This is a genomic window from Candidatus Methylomirabilota bacterium (assembly GCA_035315345.1).
Classification (GTDB): Bacteria; Methylomirabilota; Methylomirabilia; order Rokubacteriales; family CSP1-6; genus CAMLFJ01.
The window spans coordinates 1-25,004 of sequence record DATFYA010000162.1 but is presented as its reverse complement, the minus strand read 5'-3'; the positions used below and the strand labels follow the sequence as shown (position 1 = coordinate 25,004).

The window sequence follows — 25,004 nt, the reverse complement described above, 5'->3', positions numbered from 1 at the left end:
GGAACGGAACGAGATCAGGTCGCGAGCAGCCGGCCGAAGCGCCGCAGCCGGTCCTGGATGTCCCCCATGAAGAGGAAGGCGAGGCCGTCGGTATCCGCGCGCCACACCAGCGCCGGCACGTTGAACGGCGATCCGTCGGGTGGACGGAACCGAAGCTGGGCGGGCGTCCCGATGTCCAGCCGCTCCTTCGGTCTCACCTTGGCGCCACGGGCCGAGATGTCCATGGTCTGCAGGAGGAATCTCCGCTTCCCGGCTTCGACGACCACGAGCCAGGAGACGTCGGTGCGCGGGTGACGACGGCGGTCGTTCTGCCTCGTGGGTGGCGTGGTCATGGCCCCGGCCTCAGCAATGTACGTGCCGCGCCTCCAGGGTCGCCAGCCCGCATGGTTACACTGCGTCATCCCTGTCGGCACTGTTTCCACGCTGACACTGTCGACGAGACGCCAGGGGTGATAGCATCGGCCCCGTCGTGGAGACCACCGCGGAGGTCGTGATCTGTGGCGCCGGGATCGCCGGCGTGGCGGCGGCCTATCACCTGACGCGGCGGGGCATCACCTCGATCGTCCTGGTCGACGAAGGCCCGCCGCTCTCCCTTACCAGCGACAAGTCGGCCGAGTCCTATCGCAACTGGTGGCCGGGCCCCGGTAGCGACATGGTGTCGCTGATGAATCGCAGCATCGACCTGATGGAAGATCTGGCCCGCGAGAGCGGCAACGTCTTCCTGATGAACCGACGGGGCTATCTCTTCGCCACCGCCCAGGCGGAGCAGGTGGAGCACTACCTCCGCGCCGCCGAGGAGGCGGCCGTCCTCGGCGTCGGGCCCGTTCGGATCCACCGCTCGCCAGGAGACGACTACCGGCCGGCGCCCACCGTCGGCTACGAGGGCCAGCCGACCGGAACGGACGTCATCACGGACCGCAGCGTGATTCGCCGGCACTTTCCGTACCTCGCCGAGGACACGGTCGCCCTGCTCCACGCGCGACGCTGCGGCTGGTTCAGCGGTCAGCAGCTCGGCATGTACATGCTGGAGCGCGCCCGCGCTCGAGGCGTTCGGCTGATCGAGGGACGCGTGGAGCGAATCGAGACCGCGGGAGGGCGCGTCAGCGGAGTGAAGGTGGCCGGTCCCGGCGGCAGCCGCACCGTCGGGACCCCGCGCTTCGTGAACGCGGCCGGCCCGTACGTTCGCGACGTGGGGCGGCTGGTGGGCGTCGACCTGCCTGTGTTCTGCGAGCGCCACGCCAAGGTCGCCTTCCACGACACGCTCGGCGTGGTGCCGCGGCACGCGCCGATGACGATCTGGACCGATCCGGTCCGCCTGCCGTGGTCTCCGGAGGAGCGCGCGGAGCTGCAAGGGTCAGACGCCTTGCGCCATCTGCTCGACGAGATGCCGGCGGGGGTGCACGGCCGTCCGGAGGGCGGCGCCGACAGCCCGATCGTCCTCGGCGTGTGGACCTACGACGTCGAGCCGATGGAAGCGCGATTTCCCGTCGAGTTCGATCCCGCGTATGCCGAGATCGTCCTCCGCGGTCTCAGCCGGCCGATCCCGGGGCTCGCCGCGTACCTGTCGCGCCTGCCGAAGTGCTTCGTTGACGGCGGCTACTACACCAAGACGCGGGAGAACCGCCTGCTCGCCGGGCCATTGCCGCTCGAAGGCTCGTTTCTGATCGGCGGCCTCTCCGGGTACGGGATGATGTCCTCGAACGGCGCGGCGGACCTGCTCGCCGACCACATCGCGGAGCGGCCGCTGCCGTCTTACGCCCCCGCCTTCCACCTGGACCGCTACCAGAATCCCGCCTACCGGGCCCTCCTCGCCGAGTGGGGCGACTCCGGCCAGCTCTAGCCCCAGTACTGCATCGCGTCCCGGATGATCAGCTCGAGCTCCGGCGCGCCCACCGGCCGCGGGGCTCCCGACAGCAGGCGCGGCTGGCGCAGCGTGCCGTCGATCAGAGCCGGGATGTCGCGCTCGGTGTAGCCGATCGCGGTGAGCCCGTTGGGGATGCCGATGTCCCGCATCAGCCCGAGGAGAGCGCGCGGCAGGGCCTCGCGCTGTTCGGTCTCGTCGAGGTCGGCGACCGGCGCTCCCAGGAGCTCGGCCGCGCGCAGGTGGCGCTCCGGGGACGTGGCGAAGGTGAAGCGGAAGGCGGCCGGCGCGGTCAGGATCACCGACATGCCGTGCGGCACCAGCGGGTGGCGCGTGCGATACCCGCTCGGCACGTAGTCGCGCACCAGGCCCGCGATCGGGTAGGCCACCGCGTGGGGGATATGCACCCCCGCGTTGCCGAAGCCGATGCCCGCGTAGTTCGCGGCCAACGCCAGATGCAGTCGGGCCTCGACGTCGAGGCCGTTGAGCACCGCGCGGCGAAGATAGCGCGCCGCGTACTCCATGGCCTTCTCGCACCAGATATCGCTGGCCGGGTTCGCGCCGATGTAGGCCGGCCGATCCGGTGGGTGGTGCTTCGCCCGCGCGTGGTACGGGCGCGTGGTGTAGGACTCGATGGCGTGCGTGAGGATGTCGGCGCCGGCCGCCGCGGTGACTTCCGGCGGGGCGGTGAGCGTATTGAGCGGGTCCACCACTCCCAGCGCGGGGCGGAGCAGGCGATGCGAGACGCCCGCCTTCACGTTCTGATCCACGATGTGAGTGACCGCGACCGCGGTGGTCTCGCTCCCGGTCCCGGCGGTGGTGGGGACCGCGATGAGCGGCCGCATCGGGCCGGGCACCGGCACGCCCTTGCCGACCGGCTTGTTGATATAGTCCAGCAGCGGCGCCGGATAGCAGGTGAGGAGATTGGCCGCCTTGCAAGTATCGATCGTGCTGCCGCCGCCGACCGCGATGAGGCCGTCGAAATCCTTGCTCCGCGCGTACTCGCCCGCCTCCTCCATGGAGCGATCGGTCGGCTCGACCTCGACCCCGTCCCAAACGTCGGCCTTGATGCCCTGCTCCTCGAGCAGATTGCGCACCCGCTCGGACAGGCCGAGCTCGGCCACGTGCCGGTCGGTGAAGATCAGCGCCTTCTTGATGCCGAGGCGGCTGGCGTCGAAGCCGATCTCGTCCATGGCGCCCAGCCCGAACTTGATCGGCGAGTTCTCCATCACGAACACGGTCTCGGTGGGAAGGGTGACGCCTTTCATGCGGCCTCCATTGGGGTGCGGCTCTGGGATCCGGGCTCGCTGGAGATTATAGAAAACGCGGGACGCCTGCGATACCCTCGGCGCGCCCGAAGCCCGTGAGCCTCCGCGCGTCGCCGCGGTGCCTACACGAACTACGAAGGCAGCGCGACGCGGGCGAGCAGCTTGACGTCGTCCAGCAGCGCGCCGGCGCCGCGGACCACGCAGGTGAGCGGATCGTCGCTCACGCGGATCGGGAGCCCGGTCTGCTCGTGGAGGAGGGAATCGAGTCCGCGCAGCAGCGCGCCGCCGCCCGAGACCATGATGCCCTTGTCCACGATGTCGGCGGCCAGCTCGGGCGGGATTTGCTCGAGGCAGGTGTGCACCGCACTCACGATCGCCATGATCGGCTCGCGGAGTGACTCCCGGATCTCCTCGCCGGTGACCAGGATGGTCTTGGGGATGCCGACGATCAGATCGCGGCCCTTCACCTCCATCGTGAGGTGCTCGTCGGGAATCGGGTACGCCGAGCCGAGCCGGAGCTTGATGTCCTCGGCGTGGCGCTCGCCGACCAGCAGGCTGTAGTTCTTGCGGATGTGCTGGATCACGGCGGTGTTCATCTCGTCGCCCGCGATCCGGACCGACTTGCAATACACGATGCCGGAGAGCGACATCACCGCCACCTCGGTGGTGCCGCCGCCGATGTCGACGATCATGTTGGCGCCCGGCTCGGCCACCGGCAGCCCGGCGCCGAGGGCCGCCGCGATCGGCTCCTCGATCAGGTAGGCCTCGCGGGCGCCCGCCTGCTTCGCCGACTGCCGCACCGCGCGCTTCTCCACCTGCGTGATGCCGGAGGGCACCGTGACCACCACCCGCGGGTGCACGAGGCTGCGCCGCTGGCGCGTCTTGCTGATGAAGTAGTGGAGCATCTTCTCGGTGGAGTCGAAGTCGGCGATGACGCCGTGCCGCAGCGGCCGGACGACCGAGATGTGCCCCGGCGCGCGGCCCAGCATGGCCTTGGCTTCGTGGCCGGCCGCGAGGACCGTGCCGTCCTTCATGGCCACGATCGACGGCTCGTTGAGGACGATGCCCTGGCCTCGTACATACACGAGGGTGTTGGCGGTCCCCAGGTCGACCGCGAGGTCGTCGGCGAGGAAGCCGGTGAGGGAAGTGAGGCGCATGCCGACTCCTTTCGGGCGACGCAGAGGACGCAACGGATGTGCCAGCGGACGGTGTGAAACCGACGACGCGAAGTGGGTAGCCCAGGTTCGTTCTCCCACAATAGGCGGGGGATCAGGGCGCACGGACCCGAGCGATGGTGTCAGGTCGTGTAGCTTTTACATGACACTCGTGTAAAAGGTACGTGCCAGGAGCTTCGTGACGACCCTTGTCAGCGGTCCGCCCGCGTCGTAATCTTGGGCCTCGCGCCGGCCGGAAGCGGGCGCGTGGAAAGGGATTCGGATGGAGGTCACCCGCAAGCCACCGGCCAAAATCGAGGGGCGCAAGCGCATGCAGGCCAGTGGTCTCACGGTGTCCTGGTACGGGACGCGGAGTCTCAAGGACTGGGTGGCCTACCTCGAGGACACGGGCGCCGACGGTCGCCTGGTGCTCGCTCAGCAGGTGTCCGAGCGATCAGTCAAGAGCCTTCTGGCTCGCATCCAGACGCTCTCGCGTGACGATCTCCGGGCGATGGGCCGTCCCGTGGAGGCGGCGGCTCAGCACGACGGGGGCCCGACGGCGCGAGGCGCGAGCGATCGCGCCGTCGCTTCGGGCGACGGGTTGACCGCTTCCCCCACGTCGAGGCGTCAGCTGATGCTGACCGGCAATGGCGACGGCCAGCCGGCGGAGCGTCCCCGCCGACACCGGATGGCCGGGGTCGGGACCGGGTCGCCGGGCGAGGCGCGTCGTCCCGCGCGCCCGTCGTCCCGGGACGTGGCGGGCACGCTGCGGCAGCTTCGCTCGCGCATCGAGACACTCGAGAACGAGCAGGAGCACCTGCGTGCCGAGCTGGCGGTGCTGCGCGGAGAAGCGGACGGCTACGACGGCGCGCCCAGCATCTTCGTGACGGGATGGTTTCGCGCGACGCTGGTGCTGATCGTGCTGGCCATCGTGGTGGTGATCACGGTGCCGTGGCTGATGGACGTGTTCGACGGCGGCGCGCGGGAGGCCTCGCCGCCGGTGCGAACCGAATCGACCGCTTCGCCGACCCGCTGATCCGGGGGGGCTTACGGCTGTTCCGCGCAGCGCAGCTCGGCGCGGGCGTACACGAGGCCGTCGCGGTAGTAGTGGATGATGCCCGAGTTCGCGCCGCCCTCGAATGGCTCCGAGGACCAGCTGTCGTTGATGGCCTTGAGTGTCCCGACGTGCCGCTCCAGCGCCGCCTTGCACTCGTCCGACGTGGCGTAGGTGCCGGCGAGGATCTGATCCGTCTGGAACCGCGGCACGCCCGCAAGCCAGCGCAGCATCACGGTGTCGAGGGGATTGTCCCTGGCGATGATGGAGAGATCGGACCACAGCAACCAGACGAGGCTCAGCGCGCCGATCCATTTCCTCATGGCGCCCCGACTCTAGGACCGCCCGGCGGGCCTGTCAAGGTTCGCGGCAACGGGAACCAACGTGCCGCGCCGCCGGTTGCGGCGGGGTAGAATAGGCCGCGAATGGAGACGATTCTGGTGGTGGACGACGAGAGCCAGGTGCGAAACCTGGCGCGAGACATTCTCCTGGGCGCCGGCTATCGGGTCCTCGAAGCCGAAGACGGCGAGCAGGCCCTGCGCCTCGCCGAGCAACACCCGGGAGCCATCCACGTTCTGCTCACCGACATCATGATGCCCGGAATGAACGGCAAGGAGCTGGCCGACCGCATGGCCGCGACCCGTCCGGACACCAAGATGATCTTCATGTCGGGACGCGCCGCCGAGGTGATCAGCGAAGCCGGCGTGCTGATCCCGGTCGACGCGTTCCTGGCCAAGCCGTTCACGGTCGACCGCCTGCTCAACAAGGTCCGCGAGCGGCTCGAATACCGCTCGCCGTTTTCCCGCCCTCGCTAGCCGCGCCCGCGGCGGCTCGTCACACCGGCGTGGCGAGCGTCCCCGATAGTGATCGCGGCGCTGAAGGCGATGGGGTGTCGGGCACGACCGATGCGGTCGCCCCGCTCGTCATCGTGCACGGGCCGATTCGCCGAGCGCTCGACATCAACGCGGGCGGTGGCATCTCCGGGCCCGGCTGGCGGACCAACCCCACGATCCCCCGCGCGGTGCGGCTATGCTCGGTCGCGCTCGTCTTCTCGCCGGAGCACGCGAAGACACTAGCCGACGACGGCTGTCGAAGGCGCAGGCGCGGCAGTTCCTGTGGCAGTGTCGCCGGAAGCCGGCGCGCGATCTGGTGCCCGGGCCGGACGGCGGCGAGGGCCTGTCCGATGAGATGCTGGCCACGTTCCCGGACGGAACGCGGAGCGAGACCCTCCTGTCGAAATTCCAGACGCCCGAGAGCCTCGAGCTGCTGATCGTCGGTGGCACGGCCGGGCGGTTCACCGCCATCGTGCCGGGTTCGCCGTTTCGCGACGCGCCCTCCCGGCTGGTGTTCCGGAAGATCGGCTCTAGCCGCTGTCCATCTGGGCCGGCCGCTTGACCCGATCGCCCGGCCGCAGGTTCAAGATCGCCTCGGGGAAGATGCGGGCCAGCCAGCCCATCACGTCGTTGACGGTCACGATACCGATCGGGCGATGCTCGGCGTCCACCAGCGGCACGGTACGGTAGCCGGCGGCGTGCATTCGGTTGACCGCGAAGCAGACGCGGTCGTCCAGCGCAAGGGCTTCCGGGTCGGGCGTCATGACGTCGGTGAGGCGGGTTCGCCCGAGATCGCGGCCCTGGTGCACGACCCGGGTGAGCAGATCGCGCTCCGTGAAGATGCCGATCAACCGCCCGCCGGCGTCCACGATCACGACGCCGGCGCGCCGGTTGTCCACCATGCGGGTGACCGCATCCGCCACCGAGGCGTCGGCCGCCAGCCGGATGGGCTCGCTCGGGGCGAGCAGCCGGACCTCGTCGCTCAGCAGCGCGTCTTCGAGCTTGCGAAACTCGGCGTCCAGGGATTCGGAGTACTCGTCGTGGAACTCACTCATGTTGTCACCTCGCGGCTTGGCCGCATGCTAGGACTGGCTCTTGGGCCTGTCAAGGCGACGGCTGCCCTCGGCGCTAGGCAGGCATCTTCCTAGTCAGGGAGTGATGCCGCCCAGGCACGGTCGAGCGATTCCCATCGAGGAGGGGCGCAACTTGCGCACCGCCCGAGATGTACGACGCGGCCATGCTCATGTATTGTGTCCGTGTTCATCCTCTAACAGACTGACATGCATACGCTATCTAGAATCGTAGCGACCGTGCATCTCGGCGCGGGGAACGCGTCGCGGCTCACGGAGCAGAGACCCGGTTGAGTACGTCCACGTGGCACCGAGTTTGCCGAGTATCGGATGCCTTGAAAGTCATCTGTCCCCGGTGCCGGCAGGAGGACAAACCCTCCCTCCTGGTCACCATCGACACACCCGGCGACGATCGAGAAGTGCCCGGTCTGTGCTGGACCCACCGGCTGCGCATTCTCGGCAAGGAGCCGGACGCGGGCGAGGGGAACGAGCCGGGGGCGCGGTGACATGCTGCTGGCCGGTCGCTTTCGCCGTACTTGCTTCTGGCTCTGGACCAGCCCGTCCCGGAGCCCCTTGCTCGTCGTGGTCCGCCCGGACCGGCCGTCCCTGGTAGAGCGGATGCGGAGCCTCTTCATCGGAGAATCGAGCGAGGTCGAGGTCCTCCTCGACCGGCGGCGAGGCGAGCGGCGGGTCGTGACCGGGGCTCACAGGTCGGAGCGGCGCCGCGGCGAGCGGCGGCGGAGCGCGGCCGGGAGGGCCCGAGTCGGCTCGGTGGTGATTGACCGCAAGTCGCCGCTTCAACTGGATTACACTCCTCCCACTCGTACGAAAGGAGACGATCGAATGATCAGTGCCGAGTCAAAGCAGGGGCGCGACCACGACGAGGTCCGGCGCTGGCTCGAGTCCGGCCAGACCCAGCTCGCCTCGCTGCTGGAGCTCCTGCACGAGCATGAGCGCCTGCGGGACCGGGTGGAAGCGTCCGAGCGCGAGAACGAGCGGCTCCGCGGGGTCACGTACGAGAACGAGCAGCTGCGCAACCGGCTCGAGACCTCCGAGCGGCAGGGCGATCAGCTGCGCCAGACCATGGGCGAGCTGCGCGCCGAGAACGATCGCCATCAGAAGGAGCGGGAGGAGGCGGCCGAGCGGCTCAACCATCTGGTCAACGAGATTGCGCAGCGCCTACGCCCCGCGGGAGCCCCGCGCTCCTGAGCGACGTGCCGAGGGCGCCACGCGGCTCGCGGCGTTGAAAACTTTCTCGGAAGCTTTTCCGCTCCCGCCGGCGGTCGAGCCGGTGGGCGGCGGCGTCCCTCGAATACTTTTCCGTGGTTTCAAGGGCGGGTTCCGTGGCACCTGTCCTGCAATCGATCGCGCGCGCTCGTGGACGACTGCTCGCCGACCGGGCGGCTGGCCCCGTGATTTCGCCGAGCGTTTGACAGCCGCGCGGCCGGCGGTGAGTATGGGTTGCTACGTTCGAACACTCCGGTGAGAGGGGAGCATCCATGAGCGGCACGCAGCGGGTGGAGACGTGGGTGGATGAGGTCGCGGGCCTGACCCAGCCGAACAAGATCGCGTGGGCGGACGGGTCGAAGGCGGAGTACGACCGGCTCATCGACGACATGCTCCGGGACGGGACGTTGCTGCCGCTGAACTCGCGGACCTACCCCAACTGCTATCTGCACCGGAGCCATCCCTCCGATGTGGCGCGGACCGAGCAGTTGACGTTCATCTGTACGGGCGCGCGGGACGACGCGGGCCCCACCAACAACTGGATGGCGCCCGCCGAGGGCAAGGAGAAGGTCGGTCGTCTGCTTCGCGGCAGCATGCGCGGCCGGACGATGTGGGTGATCCCGTACTTGATGGGTCCGGCCGGCTCGTCGATGAGCCGGGTGGGTGTCATGGTGACCGACAGCGCGTACGTGGTGGCCAGCATGCACATCATGACCCGGGTGGGTTCGGTCGCGCTCGAGCACATGCGCGATGCCGACGACTTCGTGCGCGGACTGCACTCCTTGGGCGATCTCTCGCCGGATCGCCGGTTCATCCTGCACTTCCCGGAGGAGCGGCTCATCTGGAGCGTGGGCTCGGGCTACGGCGGCAACGCGCTACTCGGCAAGAAGTGCCACGCGCTGCGCATTGCGTCCTCCCAGGCCCGGCAGGAAGGATGGATGGCCGAGCACATGCTGATCCTCGGCCTCGAGGACCCGCAGGGGCGCGTCACCTACCTGGCCGCCGCGATGCCGAGCGCGTCGGGCAAGACCAACCTGGCGATGGTGGTCTCGAGCCTGCCGGGCTATCGGGTCTGGACGGTCGGCGACGACATCGCCTGGATCCACGTGGACGGCAACGGCCAGCTTCGCGCCACCAACCCCGAGCGCGGTTTCTTCGGGGTGGCGCCGAACACCAGCGCCAAGACCAATCCCAACGGAGCGGCGATGGTGCGCTCCAACACCATCTTCACCAACGTGGCGCTGACTCCGTCGAAGGAGCCGTGGTGGGAGGGTATGGGGCCCGAGGCGCCCGAGGGCTTGCTGGATTGGCAGGGCAAGCCGTGGGCGCCCGGCGGCGGTCCGGCCGCGCACCCGAATTCGCGCTTCACGGTGCCCGCTCAGCAGTGCCCGTCCATCGCGCCCAACTGGGAAGACCCGCAGGGCGTGCCGATCTCCGGCTTCATCTTCGGATCGCGGCGCGCCCGGGTGGTGCCGCTGGTGTTCGAGGCCTTCGATTGGCAGCATGGCGTGTTCCTCGGATCGGCGATGGGCACCGAGACGACCGCAGCCATCACCGGCAAGGTCGGCGTGGTTCGACGGGACCCGATGGCCATGATCCCGTTCTGCGGCTACAACATGGCCGACTACTTCGCGCACTGGCTGTCCTTCGGTCCCCGGCTGAAGAATCCGCCGAGGATCTTCCGGGTGAACTGGTTCCGCCGCGACGAGCAGGGCCGCTTCCTGTGGCCGGGCTACGGCGAGAACGTGCGAATCCTGAAGTGGATCGTCGAGCGCATTCACGGCGGCGGCGGGGCGGTCGAGACGCCGATCGGCTACGTCCCGGCGCCCGGCGCGATCGACACCCGCGGACTGCAGGTGCCGCCCGGCGCGCTCGAGGCGGCCCTGCGCGTGGATCGTGAGGAGTGGGGGCAGGCCCTCGACGAGCTGGGCGAGTTCTACCAGCAGTTCGGCGACCGCATGCCGCCCGCGATCTGGAACGCGCACGCCGAGACGACTCGCCGCTTCGGTCTCTGAGCGTGGTGGCGAAGATGAGTCGGAGGCCTCGCGCGCTGTGGATCGCGCTGGCGGCGCTGCTGGGCGCGCTCGGTGGGTGCGTGAGTAGCGATGCGGAGTTTCCGCCTCCCGAGCCGCCCGCCGCGGCCATTCACTTCAAGGCGACGCCGCCCGGCGAGTTTCCGGTGGACGTGTATTTCGCGGCGTGGCGTGACGGCTACGTGATCTATACCGCGGGCGCGGCGCCGCTCTATCTCATCCCGGACAAGCAGGGCGGCTACATCATCCAGAGCCCCGGCGAGGGCACGCGCTGGGTGGTGGAGCGGTCGGACGGCAGCGGCTGGAACATCCTGTCTCCGAACCGCCCCGCCGTGTACTTGCTCAAGCAGGAAGGCGGCGGGTACATCCTCCAGCCGCCCGGTGAGCTGCCCACCCTGATCGTGCCCGACTGAGACTGTCTCGCCCCTGACAGAGCGTCTGTCAGGGACGTCAGCCCCAGCCGGCCGGCTCTCCGCTCGGCTTCGAATTCAGCAACGAGTTCGACGACTTGAGTGATGGTCCGTCCCGTGGCAGGGGCCTTGCTCGCGAGTGGTTCGCCTTTCAAACCGCCGACGCCGCGAGGAGCCCGTCATGTTCGGACGCAAGGTAGCCAGCCCGACTGCTCGCGTGAGCGGGCGCCCCTAGCGGTCGCCCCGTGTGGCCCTTGAAGCGTCGCGCCGCCGTCGCCACCCGGAGAAAGCTCACCGCCTTCCTCGACGAAGGATCCGAGATCGAGGGCAAGTACACGTTCTCCGGCACCGTCCTCCTCAACGGGAAGTTCCAGGGTGAGATCGCGTCGCCGGACACGCTCATTATCGGCGAGCGCGGCGTGGTGAACGCGAGCGTGCGCGCGGGCACTCTCGTGGTGAATGGTGAGCTGGTCGGCAACGTGCACGCCAGCGACCGCATCGAGCTGTCGGGCAAGGCCCGCGTCTTCGGAGATCTCGAGTCCCCGATCATCGTGCTCGAGGAGGGCGTGATGTTCGAGGGCCACTGCCGGATGCCGAAGCCGGAGGCGTCCGACTCGGCCCGCGACGTCGCGGTGGTTCCCCTGAAGCGCTCATGAAGCGCCGCGGCGGCGTCACGCTCGTGCTGGTCCACGGCGGCGGCACCCGCATGCTGCACGTGGGCTGCCCGCGCGGATTCCTGCTCAGCGCGCTGCTCGGCGTCCTGCTGGGCGTCGGTCTGCTCGGCGGCACCTGGTGGGACTACTTCGCGCTCAAGCAAGCTCAGCTGCAGGCCGCGAGCGTCGAGCGACGGGTCGAGGAGCAGCGGGCGCTGCTGGACACGTTCGAGCAGCGAGTGGCCGAGATCAACCGGGAAGTCAGCGGATGGCAGGACGCACACGTCCGCGTGTGGGACACCTTCGGTCCGTCGCCGGGCGGCACCAGCAAGGGCACCGGCATGGGCGGCGCGGTGGCGGGGCTGCCCATGGTCTTCGCCAGCGAGGCGCCCGCGCTCCCGCAGGCGCTCGCGCTGCTCGGCAGCAACGTGAGCGAGAGCGGCCAGAGCCTGCGCGCGTTCGAGCGCTTCATGGAGCGGACCCGGCCCGCGTTGATGTCGGTGCCGTTCCGCTGGCCGGTGCGCGGCGTGCTGAACTCCCGCTTCGGCATGCGGCCCTCGCCCTGGACGGGTGACCAGGAGTTCCACCGCGGGCTCGACATCAGCGCCGGCCGGGGTACCGCGGTGCTCGCGCCGGCGTCCGGATCGGTCTACTTCGCGGGCAACGGCGGCGAGTACGGGACCACCGTCATTCTCGACCACGGCCACGACCTGCGCTCCCTCTACGGCCACCTCCAGGAGATCCGGGTCAAGCAGGGCCAGCACGTCGAGCGCGGCCAGGTCATCGCGCTCACCGGTAACACCGGACGCACCTCGGGTCCGCACCTGCACTACGAGATCCAGGTGCGTGGCCAGGCCGTCGATCCCCGCCAGTACCTCTGGAACTAGCTCCGGCCGTCGCGCCGCGCCCGCCTTGCCGACCGCCGGCTACTCGGCCGCCTCGGCGCCTCCCCGCAGGTCGACGATCTCCTCGCCCAGCCGGACCCGTGCATCCCAGGTAACGTCGATGGCGCCCTGCACGCTCTGATGCGCCGGGCAACCCTGCGGATGGAGCGCGAGCGCGCGCTCGGTGGCCTCGCGGCTGTCCGGCGAGACCGCCAGCTCGTAGTGCAGGTGAATGGACTTGATGCGGATGGTCTTGCCGACCCCGACGATACGGCCTTCCACGGTGGCGGTGAAGCCGTCGCGGTCGAACGCGATCTTGCGCCCTGCCAGGGCGCCGCGCAGCGTGCCGTACATTCACCCCGCGACGGCCGCCACGATGTGGTCGAGGGTGGAGGCGACCGGCGGGCCCTCCTTGACGCCGTAGTACTCGCGTAGCCGGCCCTGCACGCCGTACACCACCGGGGCCGGTACGTCGCCCAGATAGGCGTGACGGTAGCCGTGGCGGTATTCGAGGCGGGCGCGAGAGACGTACTCGAAATCGTCGGGCATCGAAGCCTCCTGGGCGGGGCACTGTCGTGTTGATGGATGGTATCAGAGCCGACCGCGGAGCGGCCGGATCTCCCGGCGCAACGATCGGGCGGACCACCGGTCGGGCGTGGCATGATGACGTCATGCTCGACGGGCGGCCCGTGGATCCGGCGGTCGGACTGGCGGTGATGGCGAAGGCGCCGCGGGCGGGCACGGTGAAGACGCGCCTCTGCCCGCCGCTCCGCGCGGTCGAGGCCGCGGAGCTGGCGCGCTGCTTCCTGCTCGACGCGGTCGAGCGCAGCGCCGCGGTCGCCGGCGTGCGGCCGATCGTCGCCTACGCCCCGGTGGAAGCGCGCCCCGACTTCGAGACGCTGGCGCCCGGCTTCGCGCTGGTCGCGCAGCGAGGCGGCGACCTCGGAGAGCGCCAGGAGGCGCTGGTCGAGGATATTCTCGCGCTCGGCCACGAGGCCGCGCTCTTGATCGGCACCGACTCGCCCACGCTGCCCCCCGAGACGATCGACGAGGCGGTGAGCCTGGTGATGGCGCCGAACGTCGATGCGGTCTTCGGCCCTACCGCGGACGGCGGCTACTATCTGGTCGGCGTGCGCGCCCCCTGTCCGGAGCTGTTCGAAGCGATGCCGTGGAGCACCTCCGCGGTGCTGTCCCTCACGCTCGACCGGGCGCGACGGCTCGGACTCCGCGCGGTGTGCCTGCCCACGTGGTACGACGTCGACACCGGCGCGGATCTGGCTCGGCTCGAATCCGACCTGCGCGCGCTCGCCGGCCCGCGGCCACGTCATACCCGGGCGTTCCTCGCGCGCCGGGCGCTCGCCGACCCTGCCTTCGTCCGTCCTACCGATCATGAACGACACGCTCCGGACGGCGGAAGAGCGGCGGCTTCGCGCGGCCGCTGACCGCTCGGCCTACTGGACGCGCTGGGGGCCCTACCTCAGCGAGCGCCAGTGGGGGACGGTGCGAGAGGACTACAGCCCCGGCGGCGCGGCCTGGGAGTATTTCCCGCACGAGCACGCGCACGTCCGGGCGTACCGCTGGGGAGAGGACGGCCTCGCCGGAATCTCGGACAACCATCAGCGGCTCTGCTTCGCGGTGGCGCTGTGGAACGGACGTGACCCGATCCTGAAGGAGCGGCTGTTCGGGCTCTCCGGGCCCGAGGGCAATCACGGCGAGGACGTCAAGGAGTACTACTTCTACCTGGACTCCACTCCCACCCACTCGTACATGAAGTACCGGTACAAGTATCCGCACGCCGCGTTTCCCTACGCGCGGCTGCGCGAAGAGAACCGGGCGCGGGGGCGCGGGGCACCCGAGTTCGAGCTGATCGACACCGGGATCTTCGAGGGCGACCGCTACTTCGACGTGCAGGTCGAGTACGCCAAGGCCGGGATCGACGACATCCTCATCCGCATCGAGGTCACCAATCGCGGCCCGGAGGCCGCGGAGTGCCATCTGCTGCCGACGCTCTGGTTCCGTAACACCTGGTCGTGGGAGCCGGGGAGCCCGAAGCCACGGCTGACCGCCGTCGGATCGGCGGTGGTGGAGGCCGACCACGAATCGCTGGGACTGCGCTGGCTCGCGTGCGGCGGAGCGCCGCGCCTGCTCTTCACCGAGAACGAGACGAACGTCCAGCGACTGTACGGGGTCGAGAACCGCACGCCGTACGTCAAGGACGGCATCAACGCGTGTGTGGTCGAGGGGCGCGACGAGGCGGTGAACCCGGCGAGTGCAGGGACCAAGATGGCGGCCCACTACCGCCTGCGCCTGGCTCCGGGCGAGACGGCGGCGGTGAAGCTGCGCCTCGGCAACACGCCGCCCCATGGCGAGGGCCTGGGCGCGGACTTCGAGGCCCTGTTCCGCGTCCGCGGGCAGGAAGCCGACGAATTCTACGACACCGTAATTCCCGAGGGCCTCGACGCCGACGCGCGGCAGGTGATCCGGCAGGCCTTCGCGGGCCTCCTGTGGAGCAAGCAGTTCTACCACTACTACGTGCGTCGCTGGCTGGAGGGCGACCCGGCCTCTCCGCCGCCGCCGCCCGAGCGGTGGCAGGGACGCAACCATGAGTGGACGCATCTCTACAACGAAGACGTCATCTCGATGCCCGACAAGTGGGAGTACCCGTGGTACGCGGCCTGGGACCTCGCATTCCACTGCGTGCCCCTGGCGCTGGTCGATCCCGACTTCGCCAAGCATCAGCTCGTGCTGTTCCTGCGCGAGTGGTACATGCACCCCAACGGCCAGATTCCCGCCTACGAGTGGGCGCTCGGCGACGTGAATCCCCCGGTGCACGCCTGGGCGGCCTGGCGGGTGTACAAGATCGAGAAGCGCCGTCGAGGAGCCGGCGACCGTCGCTTCCTGGAGCGGGTGTTCCACAAGTTGCTCCTGAACTTCACCTGGTGGGTGAACCGCAAGGACGCCGATGGGATGAACGTGTTCCAGGGCGGCTTCCTGGGCCTCGACAACATCGGGGTGTTCGATCGCTCCCGGCCCCTGCCGACCGGCGGACACATCGACCAGTCGGACGCCACCAGCTGGATGGGCATGTACTGCCTCAACATGCTCGCCATCGCGCTGGAGCTGGCGGACGAGAATCCGGCCTACGAGGACGTGGCGAGCAAGTTCTTCGAGCACTTCGTCTACATCGCCCACGCCATGGATCACCGCGGCGGTGAGGACGGCACCAGCCTCTGGGACGACGTCGACGGGTTCTTCTACGACGTCCTGCGCGTGCCCGGACGCCCCCGCCGGCGGATGCGGATCCGCTCGATGGTCGGCCTCATCCCGCTCTACGCGGTCGAGACGCTCGAGCCCGAGATCGTGGACCGGCTGCCCGGCTTCAAGCGGCGCATGCAGTGGTTCATCGATCACCATCCGGACTTTCGCGAGCACGTCCAGGAGGTGGAGGAGCCGGGACGCGGGGTGCGGCGGCTCCTCTCGATCGTCACCGACGCGCAGCTGCCCAAGCTGCTGGCCGTGATGCTGGACGAAAGCGAGTTCCTCTCCGCCTACGGCGTCCGCGCGCTCTCGCGATATCACCGCGAGCATCCGTTCGTCGAGCGAGTCGACGGCGTCGAGTACCGCGTGGCCTACGAGCCGGCCGACTCGTCCACCGCGCTGTTCGGCGGCAACTCGAACTGGCGGGGCCCCATCTGGTTCCCGGTCAACATCCTGCTGATCGAGTCGCTGCAGCGGTTCCACCACTTCCACGGTGACCGGGTAAAGGTGGCGTGCCCCACCGGCTCGGACCGGCTGATGTCGCTGTGGGATGTGGCCGCCGAGCTGGAGCGCCGGCTGACGAGCATCTTCCGGCGCGGCGTTGACGGCCGTCGGCCCGTGTTCGGGACCAACGAGACCTTCCAGACCGACCCGCACTGGCGAGACCTCATTCCGTTCTACGAGTGCTTCAACGGGGACACCGGCGCCGGCGTCGGCGCCAGCCATCAGACCGGATGGACCGCGCTCGTGGCCAAGCTGCTCCAGCAGCTCGGCGCGTTCCAGCCGGGCCGCCGTCACCCATGAGCCGGCCTCGATGACGCCGGGAAGCCCGATGGACGCCGAGGCTCTGGAGCGCCTGGCCGCCCGCGCGCTGCGGGAGGTGCCGGACGGCGCGCTGATCGGGCTCGGCTCGGGCCACACCGCGGCGGCATTCGTGCGCGCCCTCGGCCGGCGGGTGCGTGAAGGCCTGCGGGTGCGCGGGGTGCCCACCTCGGTGGCCACCGAGCGTCTGGCGCACGAGGTCGGCGTGCCTCTGGCCACCCTCGACGAGGGCGTCCTCGACCTCACCATCGACGGCGCCGACGAGGTGGATCCTCACCTCGACCTGATCAAGGGCTATGGCGGTGCGTTGGCCCGGGAGCGCATCGTGGCCGCGTCGGCGCGACGCTTGGTCATCCTGGTGGAGAGCGAGAAGCTGGTGCCGGTCCTGGGGCGGCGCGGGCGACTCCCGGTGGAGGTGATCCCGTTCGCGAGGCCGCTCGTGATGCGGGAGCTGGCCGGGCGTGGATGTCGCCCGGCCCTCCGCACGGTGGACGGCAAGACCTTCGTGAGCGACAACGGCAACTGGATCATCGACTGCGCGGTGCGACCGATCGAGGCGCCCGCGCCGCTCGCGCAGGACCTCCGCGCGATTCCCGGCGTCGTGGAGACCGGGTTGTTCCTCGGCATCGCGGAGCTGGTGCTGGTCGCGGAGGCGGGGCATATCCGCGAGCTCCGGCGAGGGGAGAGCGACCGCGTGACCACGGCCGGGCCGTGAGGACCATCCGGCGGTTTCCGGACGCGGAGGCGGTGAGTCGCGCCGCGGGCCAGGACCTGGTGGAGCTGGCCCGCGAGGCGATCGCCGAGCGCGGCCGGTTCTGCGTGGCGCTCTCGGGCGGCACCACGCCGCGCCGCATGTACGAGATCCTGGGCGAGGCGCCGCGGTGGGCTCAGATCGACTGGCGGCGCGTCGAGTTCTTCTGGGGTGACGAGCGCGCGGTTCCCCCCGAGCACCCGGATTCGAACTACGGGGTCGCGGCCGCCGTGCTCCTGCGAAAGCTGAGCGTGCCGGCCGAGCGGGTCCATCGCATCCGGGGCGAGCTGGAGGCGGAGGAGGCCGCCACGCTGTACCAGGACGAGCTGGCGCGTGTCTTCGCCACGCCGACGGAGGGGCTCCCGCCCATCTTCGACCTGATCCTCCTCGGCATGGGCGCCGACGGCCACACCGCCTCTCTCTTCCCGTACAGCCAGGCGCTGACCGAGCGTCGGCGCTGGGTGGTCGGCAACACGGTGCCGAGGATCGGCAAGTCACGCGTCACGATGACCTTCCCGATCCTGAACCGCGCAGCCGAGGTGCGCCTCCTGGTCACCGGCTCCGACAAGGCAGCGGCGCTGCGAGAGGCGCTGGCCGGCCCGCGCGAGCCGGAGCGGCTGCCCGTGCAGGCGGTGGTGCCCGAGGGCGGACGGCTCATCTGGCTCGTCGACCGGGCCGCGGCGGCCGAGCTTCCGACCGAGCGGCCGGCCTGACGTCCGGCCGACCTCAGCCGAGGTCGTGCAGCAGCTGGGCGGTGGTGCGCACGCCCTGAAAGAGATGATCGAGGCGCAGGTGCTCGTTCGGGCTGTGCTGACGGTTGTTGGCGTTCGCGTACGGCACCACGATCGTGGGCAAGCCGAGGATGTCGGTGAAGGCCCAGAGGGGCACGCTGCCTCCCATGGTCGGCAGGACCACCGCGGGCTCTCCGCCGTGCGCCCGCTCCACCGATTCGATCACCGCGCGGGAGATCGGCAGATCCGCCGGCGTCTTGGCCGGATCGTACCCACGATGCTCGACGACCCGAATGGCGCGGCCGCGCAGCTCGTCCGGGATCGGCGCATCGGCCGATTCGATCACCGTGAAGCCCTGGCCTCGGATGTGATCGAGGATGCGCCGGTAGACCGTCTCGACCCGTTGATTCTTCACCAGCCGCGCATCGAAGGCGACGGTGGCCTGGTGCGGGATGATGGTTTGCGCCTCGCGGCCGGTGAACCCGCTCTTCAAGCCGCGGATCGTGAGCGTGGAGCGGAACATCAGCCGCTCGAGGTACTCGGATGGAAGCGCCACCCCCAGCTCCTTCTCGATGGCGGCGCGGTCGAGCGGGATGCGGCCCATCAGGTCGCGCTCTGCCGCGGTGGGCGGCACTACCCCGTCCTCCAGTCCCTCCACCAGCGGCGTGCCGTCCGGCGCCGCCATCGAGGCCAGGAGACCGACGAGACGCCAGGCCGGGTTGGGCACGCTGAAGTTGCCGGAATGGACATCGCGGCGGGCGGCCTCCAGCGTGAGCTCGAGCGAGAGCACGCCCCGCGCACCGAAGGCGACGGTGGGCCGGCCCGTCGCGTCCTTGGGCCCGTCCATCACGAGCGCGACGTCGGCGGCCAGCAGATCGCGGTGAGCCTCGGTGAACGGGCCGAAGTGCTGGCTTCCCGTCTCCTCCTCGCCGTCGAAGATCAGCTTGAGGTTCACACGCGGGGCGATGCCCTGGGCCCGCATGAGCTCCAGCGCGGTGAGGTGGGCCCAGATCGGCCCCTTGTCGTCCGAGGAGCCGCGTCCATAGAGGCGATGCTCGGCCAGGAGGTGATCCGGCACCTGCGCGAGCTCGAGGACCGGAGCGCCTTCCTCCGCCGTGCCTCGGCGCAAGACCGGCAAGAGCGGCGAGGGCTGCAGCCACCCGGCCGGCGGCGCGGGCTTGGTGTCGTAGTGGCAGTAGATGAGGACCGTACGGCGCGCACCCGGCAAGGGGACGGCGCCGTACACGGCTGGGTTGCCGCCGGTCTCGAGGACCTCGGCCGTCAGGCCGCGGGAGCGCATGGCCTCGATCAGCCAGTGCGCGCCGGCCCGGACTCCGTCGGGGTTCTGGGTGACCGTGTCGTGCCTGAGGAACTCGGCGAGCCCTTCCACGATCGATCGTTGCCGAGCCGTCACGGCCTGCGTCAGGCGCTGCCAGTCGGGGTGGACCGTGGTCACGGGCTCACCTTACCCCTCGATGACGCCCTGCGCCAGCCCCTGGCCCGGCCGTCTCAAAGGTGGACTATTCGGGACCGGTCTCGGTACAGTAGCCGCTCACGCGAGGTTCCGGCTGGGTTCGGCGCCTCGAGTGCGAGATGAGCACGCTTGGCCGGCAACGAGGGGCGAGGATACGGCGCGCGCTTCTGGCGCTGACGCTCGTGGTGGATTTCTGCGCCGCCAGCGCGACGCTGCTCACCGTCAGTGCGAGCCCGGTGGCCGCCCAGCAGTCCGAAGCCGACGTCTTCGTGGCCCAGGCCATCCTCGCCTACGACGCCAAGCGCTATGACGAGGCCCTCGGCCTGCTCAAGGAAGCCCTGGCCCAGGATCCGAAGAACGTCGAGGCCCTCTACTACAGCGGCCTCGTGCTGATGGCCCAGCAGAAGACCGAGCAGGCGGTGGAGGCGCTCGAGAAGGCGCGGGCGTTGGCGCCGCGCGACCTGTCGATCCAGTTCCTCCTGGGCGTCGCCTACTTCGCGCTCGAGCGCTACGACCAGGCCGAGGTCCCGCTCACGAACGTGCTCAACGAGCGACCGCAGACCGAGGGTGTCGGCTACTACGTCGGCCTGATCCGGTACCGGAAGAAGGACTACCAGGGCGCGCTCAAGGCGTTCCGGGCCGAGACCTCGACGAACCCCAACATCCAGCAGCTGGTGAAGTTCTACTCCGGGCTCACGCTGGCCATCCTGGGCCTGCCCGATCAGGCGGTGGCGGAGGTCGACGCCGCAATCCGGCTGCAGAAGGGCTCGGCCCTGACCGGCCCGGCCGAGCGTCTGCGGGATACGCTCACCACGTCGACCGAGACGGAGCGGCGCCTTCGCGGGGAGGTGCGCGCCGGGTTCCTGTACGACACCAACGTCAAGGTCATCCCACAGCCGAGCCACGATCCGACCGCCGAGTCGCTGCGGTACGCCAATACTGCCTCCCCGGGCGAGCTGTTCTCGCTGAGACTGGAGTACGCCTGGCTCCGCACCGGGCCGTGGGAGTCGACGGTTTCCTACTCGTTCTTCCAGACCGTCATCAACAACTTCTCCTCGTTCAACGTGCAGGACCACCTGCTGACGGGCGGGGTGTCGTACCGGGGCGCTTTCGGCTCGATGCCCTACCAGGTGGGTGCCCAGTATTCGTGGGACTATCTCACGCTCGGTGGCGACTTCTTCCTGCAGCGCAACACGGTGACCCTGTTCGGGACCCTGGTCGAGAACCAGGCGAACCTCACCACGATCCTGGGGCGCTTCCAGGCCAAGGAGTTCACCGCGTCCGCCTCGGGCGGCATCCCGGACGAAGACCGGGACGCGAAGAACTACATGGCCGGCTTCACCCACGTCTTCCGCTTCGCGCAGGACCGGCACTACATCCGGCTCGGCTACCAGTTCGACTACGAGGACGCGGACGGGCGGAACTACACCTACGCGGGCAACCGCTTCCTGGCCGGCGGGCAGTACACGCTCCCGTGGGGCACGACGCGGCTGAAGTACGACTTCGACCTGCATCAGCGCAACTATCAGAACAAGAACACCTTGCTGCCCGCCATCAATCCCAACAGCCGGAAGCGGTGGGACCTCGAGCAGAACCACGTGTTCCGCATCGAGCAAGTGCTCGCCCAGAATCTGGGGCCGAACTCGATCGGCTGCGCGCCGACCGCGCCGTGTCCGCTCACCCTGGCCGCGGAGCTGCTGCGGACGGTGGCGGACTCGAACCTGGCGGTGTACGACTACGTTCGGAACGTCTGGTCGCTGAGTCTGTCCTGGCAGTACTGAGCGGGGGCGCTACGGGCCCTGCTTGACCTGGGCTCCGCCGGTGACCGTGATCACCGCGGACCCGGGCGCGATCGCCAAGGTGTTGCCGCCCAGATTGACGATCGGATTGGTGAGGCTGATCGACCCGCCGCCCGTCACCAGCACCGGCAGGTGTCCGACCATCGTGCAGGCTCCACCGCAGAGGTTGTTCGAGATCGACAGCGTGTTGCCGCTGCCGATGAAGTTGACGAGGGCGCCCGCCACGCTCAGCGTGGATCCGCCGCTCAGGCTCAAGAGCGCGCCGTTGGTCACGGTCAGCGTGCTGCCGCCGGCGAGCCGGAAGAGATCGCCGGTCACGCTGAGCCGGGCCCCGTTGGTCACGGACAACACGTGGCCCTTCACGGCCAGGCTGCTCGCGGTGAGCGAAGCCAGCTGACCGACACGCGCCGACACGCCAGCCGAGAGATCCACGAGATTCCGCTCCGTGGTCAGGGCCGCGCTCCGGGTGAGGGCCAGCAACGGGGCGCTGGCATTGAGCAGCTCCAGCAACGCGCCGCCGCTGGCCGAGAGCAGCCCGCCGGTCATGTGCGCCGCCGTGCCGGCCAGGTCCACCACGGGCGCGGCCCCGCTGGCGGAAAAGCCCGCGCCTCGGGAGAGGCGAAGGGCGTCGGACGTGAGATCGAGCGAGCCGTCCTGGTCCTGGAAGAGGCTTCCGCTCAGGCTCAGTCTGGCCCCGCCGCTGAGCGTGAGGAGGCTGGACGCGCTCAGCTTGCTGGTGCGCAGGCCGAGCGCCGGGACCTCGTCGGTGCCGGTGAAGGTGCTTCCGCCTGTCAGCCCCATCAGACTCTGACCCACGGTGAGCGAGCTGGCGTTGGATTCGAGCCCGGGTCCAACGAGGATGTCGGTCTGTCCACCCGTCAGCGTGTAGAGGCTTCCTCTCAGCGCGACGGTCTGGCCATCGTATGTTCGCCACGCCTTTCCGGTCGGCCAGGGGCTCGGTGGACCGCCGGGACCGGCCGGCGAGCTCGGAGGCGTGTTGCCGGGCGGGGCGGTGCCCGGCGTTAGGCTCGAGGGTCCGGAGGCCGGGGTCATCGCCGCGGCGATGCTCGGAGTCATCGGAGGCTGGACGACCGAGGGCGAGTCCGCACCGACCGTCGCGCCGCTGAAAGCCGACGGCTCGCCGCCGTCGCCGCCACCGGTTGCCTTGCTGATCTCGGGCGCGAGGAACTCGGCCACCGCGACGGCCCGGGCCTGCTCGCGGACCGTCACCGCGTGCATCAGCTCGCTCGGGCCCTCGGCGATCTGCGGGGCGGAGCGGAGATCCGCGAAGATCTGGTTGGCCGCCCCCCGGCTGAGGGGAATGACGGCCGATGGGTCGCTACCGGAACGACTCCACGACTCGAGCGTGCCGACCGTGGTGGGCGGCGCGCCCGGATTGTTCGGATCGGAGACCTCCACGAGGCCGTGGAGCACGTGCACGTTGGTGGTATAGCGGGCGGCGCCGCCGACGGCTCCCGGCGCGCGAGTGAGCTCGACCACCAGCACGGTCCCTCGGATCGCCGCGATGGCGTTCGGCGTCCGGATCTCGATCACCTCGCCGGGTCGCATGCGCTGACGCAGGACGCCCATCGCGATCTTGCCCGACGTGAGGTCGACGGTGGACCGGCCGGTCTCCTCGGTGATGGTGAGGGTCGACAGCTCGCGGACGGTGACCAGCGCCTTGCCGCCCAGGAGCACGCGCACGATCGACTTCTCGGCGGTGCTGATCCGGTCGCGCAGGAAGACGTCGTCCTTGAAGCGCAGCGGTTGCGGCGCCGGGAGCGCGGCTCGCGCGACGCTGGCGGAGCCGCTGAGGGTCGTGATGACGCCCACGCCGCGTCCGCTGCCACCCCGCCCGGCGAGCGCGGGCTCGGCGCCCACGACCGACGCCGATCCGAGCGTCGGCCCGAGAGCCAGCAGCGCGATCACGACGGCTCGACGGCGGCTTCGCATTGGACCGAGATCCTCCGTGCACCGGTTGCGTGGTGCGTCTGGTCTGCCGGTGCATGAAGGAGAGCAATCTCGCTGCCACGCGTGGGGGCCTGCAAACCGCCGACAGGTGAAGCGAAATCAGGCGAGCAGGATCGGGAAGAAAGACCTCGAATTCACACTCCGCGACGCGAGGGCGACAGGAAATGTCGGTCGCGCAGAGCGGAATGAGCAGGCGACGGGATGGGCCCCCGCCGCCGCTCCGAGCTACATGCCGTTGATCGTGACCTTCGTGGCGGCGCCGTCCACGCGGATGACCGCTGCGTTGGGCGTCAGATTGAGCGCACCCAGGTTGCCGTTCTTGATCGCCCCGGTGATGCTCACGTTGGCGGCGACGGCTCCGCCCGTCAGGCTGACCGGAAGGCCGCCGATGGAGGTGCAGGGGCAGAGACTATTGGCCACCGAGACCGCATTGCCGCCCACGCCGCCGAAGCCGATCAGCGCGCCGTTGACGCTCAGGATCGAGCCGCCGCTGAGGCTGACCAGCGGGCCCCGCATCACCGACAGCGTGCTGCCATTGGCCAGGCTGAAGACATCACCGGTCACCCGCAACACGCTGCCGCCGCCCACGTTCAGCGCCGCGCCCGAGGCGACGACCATCGCGCTGCGGTCGAGCTTGACGAGCGAGCCCAGGCTTGCGACGCGGGCCTGATAGGAGAGCTGGACGGCGTCGGCGGCGGTGGAGAGCTTGCTCCCGTTGCGGAGGTTGAGGAGCGGCGCGGTGGCCTCGAGCAGTGCGGTGTCGATGCGCACCGCCTGGTGCGCGCTCACCGTCGCGTTGGAAGTCTCGAGCAGGGGGCCGGCGTGCTGCAGTGGCCGGTCGGTGCCGAGCGTGAGACCGGTCTGGGCGTCGGTCGCGGAGCTCACACCCCAGATGTCGAAGATCGGCAGACCGACGCTGCCGATCGTGTGGCGGCCGTTGTCGAGGCGGACCAGGGGCTCGGACGTGGACGTGGAGAGCGAGCCGCCCTGATAGACGCTCAGCAGGCTGAACGGCACCGTGAGATCGCTGTCCAGCGCGGCCAGCAGCGGACCCGCCAGCGTGACGCGCCCGCCGCAGCAGACGACCATCGCGGAGTCGAAGGTGCTGGGCGTCGAGGTCAGCCGCAGCAGCGGCTCGGTCTGAGTGCGGGTCAGTGTCTCGCCCTTCTTGACGAAGAAGAGCGGCGGATCGGTGAGGATCGACACCGAGTCGATGAGCGCGGCGGAGTCGACGCCGGTGTCGCCCACGTCGAAGATGTCGAAGACCAGCTGGGCCGAGCCGGACCCCGTCGGGGTGAACGAGAACGAGACGTCCTTGAAGCCGGTCACCCCGCTGCCCGTGTCGATCGTGAACCCGCCCGCGGTGGCGGTCTCGGGCGAAACGGAGTTCGGGGTGAACGACGTGTTGTGCGTCTCCTGCGCCACCTGGATCGGTGTCCCGGAGCCCGGATCGAGCAGCCGTATCTGGAACGTGTCATTGAACGCGGCCGACTGCGTCGGGAACTCGTTGCTCAGGAAGTTGTACTTGAGCCGCAGCACCAGCGCCGTGCCCGCATCGACGCTGAAGGTCTGGCTGAGCGTGCTGGTCGTCTCACCCACGGAGCCGGTGCCCGTGAAGATCAGGGCCATGCCGGTGCCGAAATTGCCGTTGAGAATCTTCTCGACCGCGCCCGCCTTCGGTATCGCCGGTGGCGGGGGTGCCGCGATCGAGCCCAGGTTGGCGATGACGCTGCCGACACCGGTGAGGGTCC

Annotated in this window: 25 protein-coding genes; 15 read left to right on the top strand and 10 right to left on the bottom strand. The window is 69.7% G+C overall.

The window, feature by feature from the left end; genetic code table 11:
• Positions 1 to 14: 14 nt before the first annotated feature.
• Positions 15 to 332 (bottom strand): PilZ domain-containing protein, encoded by a 318-nt coding sequence (locus VKN16_21070; protein HME96700.1) that lies wholly within the window; start codon positions 330 to 332, stop codon positions 15 to 17.
• Between the two features lie 137 nt (positions 333 to 469).
• Between VKN16_21070 and VKN16_21065 the strand changes: the two genes are divergently transcribed.
• A complete protein-coding gene (locus tag VKN16_21065; GenBank protein ID HME96699.1) occupies positions 470 to 1,840 on the top strand; it encodes an FAD-dependent oxidoreductase in 1,371 nt (456 codons plus the stop codon).
• Here the strand turns inward: VKN16_21065 and VKN16_21060 are convergent.
• Both VKN16_21060 and VKN16_21055 read right to left on the bottom strand, forming a co-directional pair.
• A complete protein-coding gene (locus tag VKN16_21060) occupies positions 1,837 to 3,129 on the bottom strand; it encodes a hydroxyacid-oxoacid transhydrogenase (GenBank protein ID HME96698.1) in 1,293 nt (430 codons plus the stop codon). The two genes, VKN16_21065 and VKN16_21060, sit on opposite strands and share 4 nt — an antisense overlap.
• A 131-nt stretch (positions 3,130 to 3,260) precedes the next feature.
• Positions 3,261 to 4,286: a rod shape-determining protein gene (locus tag VKN16_21055; protein HME96697.1), complete on the bottom strand. Its 1,026-nt coding sequence runs from the start codon at positions 4,284 to 4,286 to the stop codon at positions 3,261 to 3,263.
• Between the two features lie 280 nt (positions 4,287 to 4,566).
• Here VKN16_21055 and VKN16_21050 point away from each other — a divergent pair, with 280 nt between their 5' ends.
• The gene (locus VKN16_21050) at positions 4,567 to 5,319 is read left to right on the top strand and encodes a hypothetical protein (protein ID HME96696.1); all 753 of its coding nucleotides are present in this window, start codon (positions 4,567 to 4,569) and stop codon (positions 5,317 to 5,319) included.
• Positions 5,320 to 5,330: 11 nt separating this feature from the next.
• Here the strand turns inward: VKN16_21050 and VKN16_21045 are convergent, their stop codons facing one another.
• A complete protein-coding gene (locus tag VKN16_21045) occupies positions 5,331 to 5,660 on the bottom strand; it encodes a hypothetical protein (GenBank protein ID HME96695.1) in 330 nt (109 codons plus the stop codon).
• Positions 5,661 to 5,762: 102 nt separating this feature from the next.
• Between VKN16_21045 and VKN16_21040 the strand changes: the two genes are divergently transcribed.
• Both VKN16_21040 and VKN16_21035 read left to right on the top strand, forming a co-directional pair.
• Positions 5,763 to 6,152: a response regulator gene (locus tag VKN16_21040; protein HME96694.1), complete on the top strand. Its 390-nt coding sequence runs from the start codon at positions 5,763 to 5,765 to the stop codon at positions 6,150 to 6,152.
• A 334-nt stretch (positions 6,153 to 6,486) separates the two neighbouring features.
• The gene (locus tag VKN16_21035; protein HME96693.1) at positions 6,487 to 6,732 is read left to right on the top strand and encodes a hypothetical protein; all 246 of its coding nucleotides are present in this window, start codon (positions 6,487 to 6,489) and stop codon (positions 6,730 to 6,732) included.
• Here the strand turns inward: VKN16_21035 and VKN16_21030 are convergent.
• Positions 6,701 to 7,225 (bottom strand): CBS domain-containing protein, encoded by a 525-nt coding sequence (locus VKN16_21030; GenBank protein HME96692.1) that lies wholly within the window; start codon positions 7,223 to 7,225, stop codon positions 6,701 to 6,703. The genes VKN16_21035 and VKN16_21030 overlap by 32 nt on opposite strands.
• A 350-nt stretch (positions 7,226 to 7,575) precedes the next feature.
• On the opposite strand from VKN16_21030, the gene VKN16_21025 reads away from it, so the two are divergent.
• The 6 genes from VKN16_21025 (at position 7,576) to VKN16_21000 (ending at position 12,450) form a co-directional block, all read left to right on the top strand.
• The gene (locus VKN16_21025; GenBank protein ID HME96691.1) at positions 7,576 to 7,746 is read left to right on the top strand and encodes a hypothetical protein; all 171 of its coding nucleotides are present in this window, start codon (positions 7,576 to 7,578) and stop codon (positions 7,744 to 7,746) included.
• Between the two features lie 337 nt (positions 7,747 to 8,083).
• Positions 8,084 to 8,449, top strand: a complete 366-nt coding sequence (locus VKN16_21020; GenBank protein ID HME96690.1) for a hypothetical protein — start codon at positions 8,084 to 8,086, stop codon at positions 8,447 to 8,449.
• A 290-nt stretch (positions 8,450 to 8,739) separates the two neighbouring features.
• Positions 8,740 to 10,482 (top strand): phosphoenolpyruvate carboxykinase (GTP), encoded by a 1,743-nt coding sequence (locus VKN16_21015; GenBank protein ID HME96689.1) that lies wholly within the window; start codon positions 8,740 to 8,742, stop codon positions 10,480 to 10,482.
• A 14-nt stretch (positions 10,483 to 10,496) separates the two neighbouring features.
• Entirely contained in the window at positions 10,497 to 10,913 is a 417-nt protein-coding gene (locus tag VKN16_21010) for a hypothetical protein (protein HME96688.1), read from the top strand.
• Positions 10,914 to 11,164: 251 nt separating this feature from the next.
• Positions 11,165 to 11,566, top strand: a complete 402-nt coding sequence (locus VKN16_21005) for a polymer-forming cytoskeletal protein (protein HME96687.1) — start codon at positions 11,165 to 11,167, stop codon at positions 11,564 to 11,566.
• Positions 11,563 to 12,450, top strand: coding sequence for a M23 family metallopeptidase (locus tag VKN16_21000; GenBank protein ID HME96686.1), 888 nt, complete (start codon positions 11,563 to 11,565; stop codon positions 12,448 to 12,450). The genes VKN16_21005 and VKN16_21000 overlap by 4 nt, the downstream gene beginning before the upstream one ends.
• 39 nt (positions 12,451 to 12,489) lie before the next feature.
• Here the strand turns inward: VKN16_21000 and VKN16_20995 are convergent, their stop codons facing one another.
• A complete protein-coding gene (locus VKN16_20995) occupies positions 12,490 to 12,801 on the bottom strand; it encodes an OsmC family protein (GenBank protein ID HME96685.1) in 312 nt (103 codons plus the stop codon).
• Positions 12,802 to 12,996, bottom strand: a complete 195-nt coding sequence (locus VKN16_20990) for a hypothetical protein (protein HME96684.1) — start codon at positions 12,994 to 12,996, stop codon at positions 12,802 to 12,804.
• Between the two features lie 122 nt (positions 12,997 to 13,118).
• Between VKN16_20990 and VKN16_20985 the strand changes: the two genes are divergently transcribed.
• From VKN16_20985 to pgl, 4 genes are read left to right on the top strand one after another with little or no spacing between them, the layout of a single operon-like run.
• The gene (locus VKN16_20985) at positions 13,119 to 13,889 is read left to right on the top strand and encodes a TIGR04282 family arsenosugar biosynthesis glycosyltransferase (GenBank protein ID HME96683.1); all 771 of its coding nucleotides are present in this window, start codon (positions 13,119 to 13,121) and stop codon (positions 13,887 to 13,889) included.
• Positions 13,837 to 16,509, top strand: coding sequence for a glucosidase (locus tag VKN16_20980; protein HME96682.1), 2,673 nt, complete (start codon positions 13,837 to 13,839; stop codon positions 16,507 to 16,509). The genes VKN16_20985 and VKN16_20980 overlap by 53 nt, the downstream gene beginning before the upstream one ends.
• Before the next feature lie 10 nt (positions 16,510 to 16,519).
• The gene (rpiA, locus tag VKN16_20975; protein ID HME96681.1) at positions 16,520 to 17,242 is read left to right on the top strand and encodes a ribose-5-phosphate isomerase RpiA; all 723 of its coding nucleotides are present in this window, start codon (positions 16,520 to 16,522) and stop codon (positions 17,240 to 17,242) included.
• The gene (gene pgl / locus VKN16_20970; protein HME96680.1) at positions 17,239 to 17,991 is read left to right on the top strand and encodes a 6-phosphogluconolactonase; all 753 of its coding nucleotides are present in this window, start codon (positions 17,239 to 17,241) and stop codon (positions 17,989 to 17,991) included. The genes rpiA and pgl overlap by 4 nt, the downstream gene beginning before the upstream one ends.
• Before the next feature lie 13 nt (positions 17,992 to 18,004).
• Here the strand turns inward: pgl and VKN16_20965 are convergent, their stop codons facing one another.
• Positions 18,005 to 19,465, bottom strand: coding sequence for a M20/M25/M40 family metallo-hydrolase (locus VKN16_20965; GenBank protein HME96679.1), 1,461 nt, complete (start codon positions 19,463 to 19,465; stop codon positions 18,005 to 18,007).
• A gap of 137 nt (positions 19,466 to 19,602) precedes the next feature.
• Here VKN16_20965 and VKN16_20960 point away from each other — a divergent pair, with 137 nt between their 5' ends.
• Positions 19,603 to 21,264, top strand: a complete 1,662-nt coding sequence (locus VKN16_20960) for a tetratricopeptide repeat protein (GenBank protein ID HME96678.1) — start codon at positions 19,603 to 19,605, stop codon at positions 21,262 to 21,264.
• Between the two features lie 9 nt (positions 21,265 to 21,273).
• On the opposite strand, the gene VKN16_20955 is transcribed toward VKN16_20960, so the two are convergent.
• Positions 21,274 to 23,235 carry a FecR domain-containing protein gene (locus VKN16_20955; protein ID HME96677.1) on the bottom strand — a complete coding sequence of 654 codons (1,962 nt, stop codon included), beginning with the start codon at positions 23,233 to 23,235 and terminating at the stop codon, positions 21,274 to 21,276.
• 243 nt (positions 23,236 to 23,478) lie between these two features.
• The coding region (locus tag VKN16_20950) for a hypothetical protein (GenBank protein ID HME96676.1) at positions 23,479 to 25,004 on the bottom strand (1,526 nt) is incomplete at its 5' end.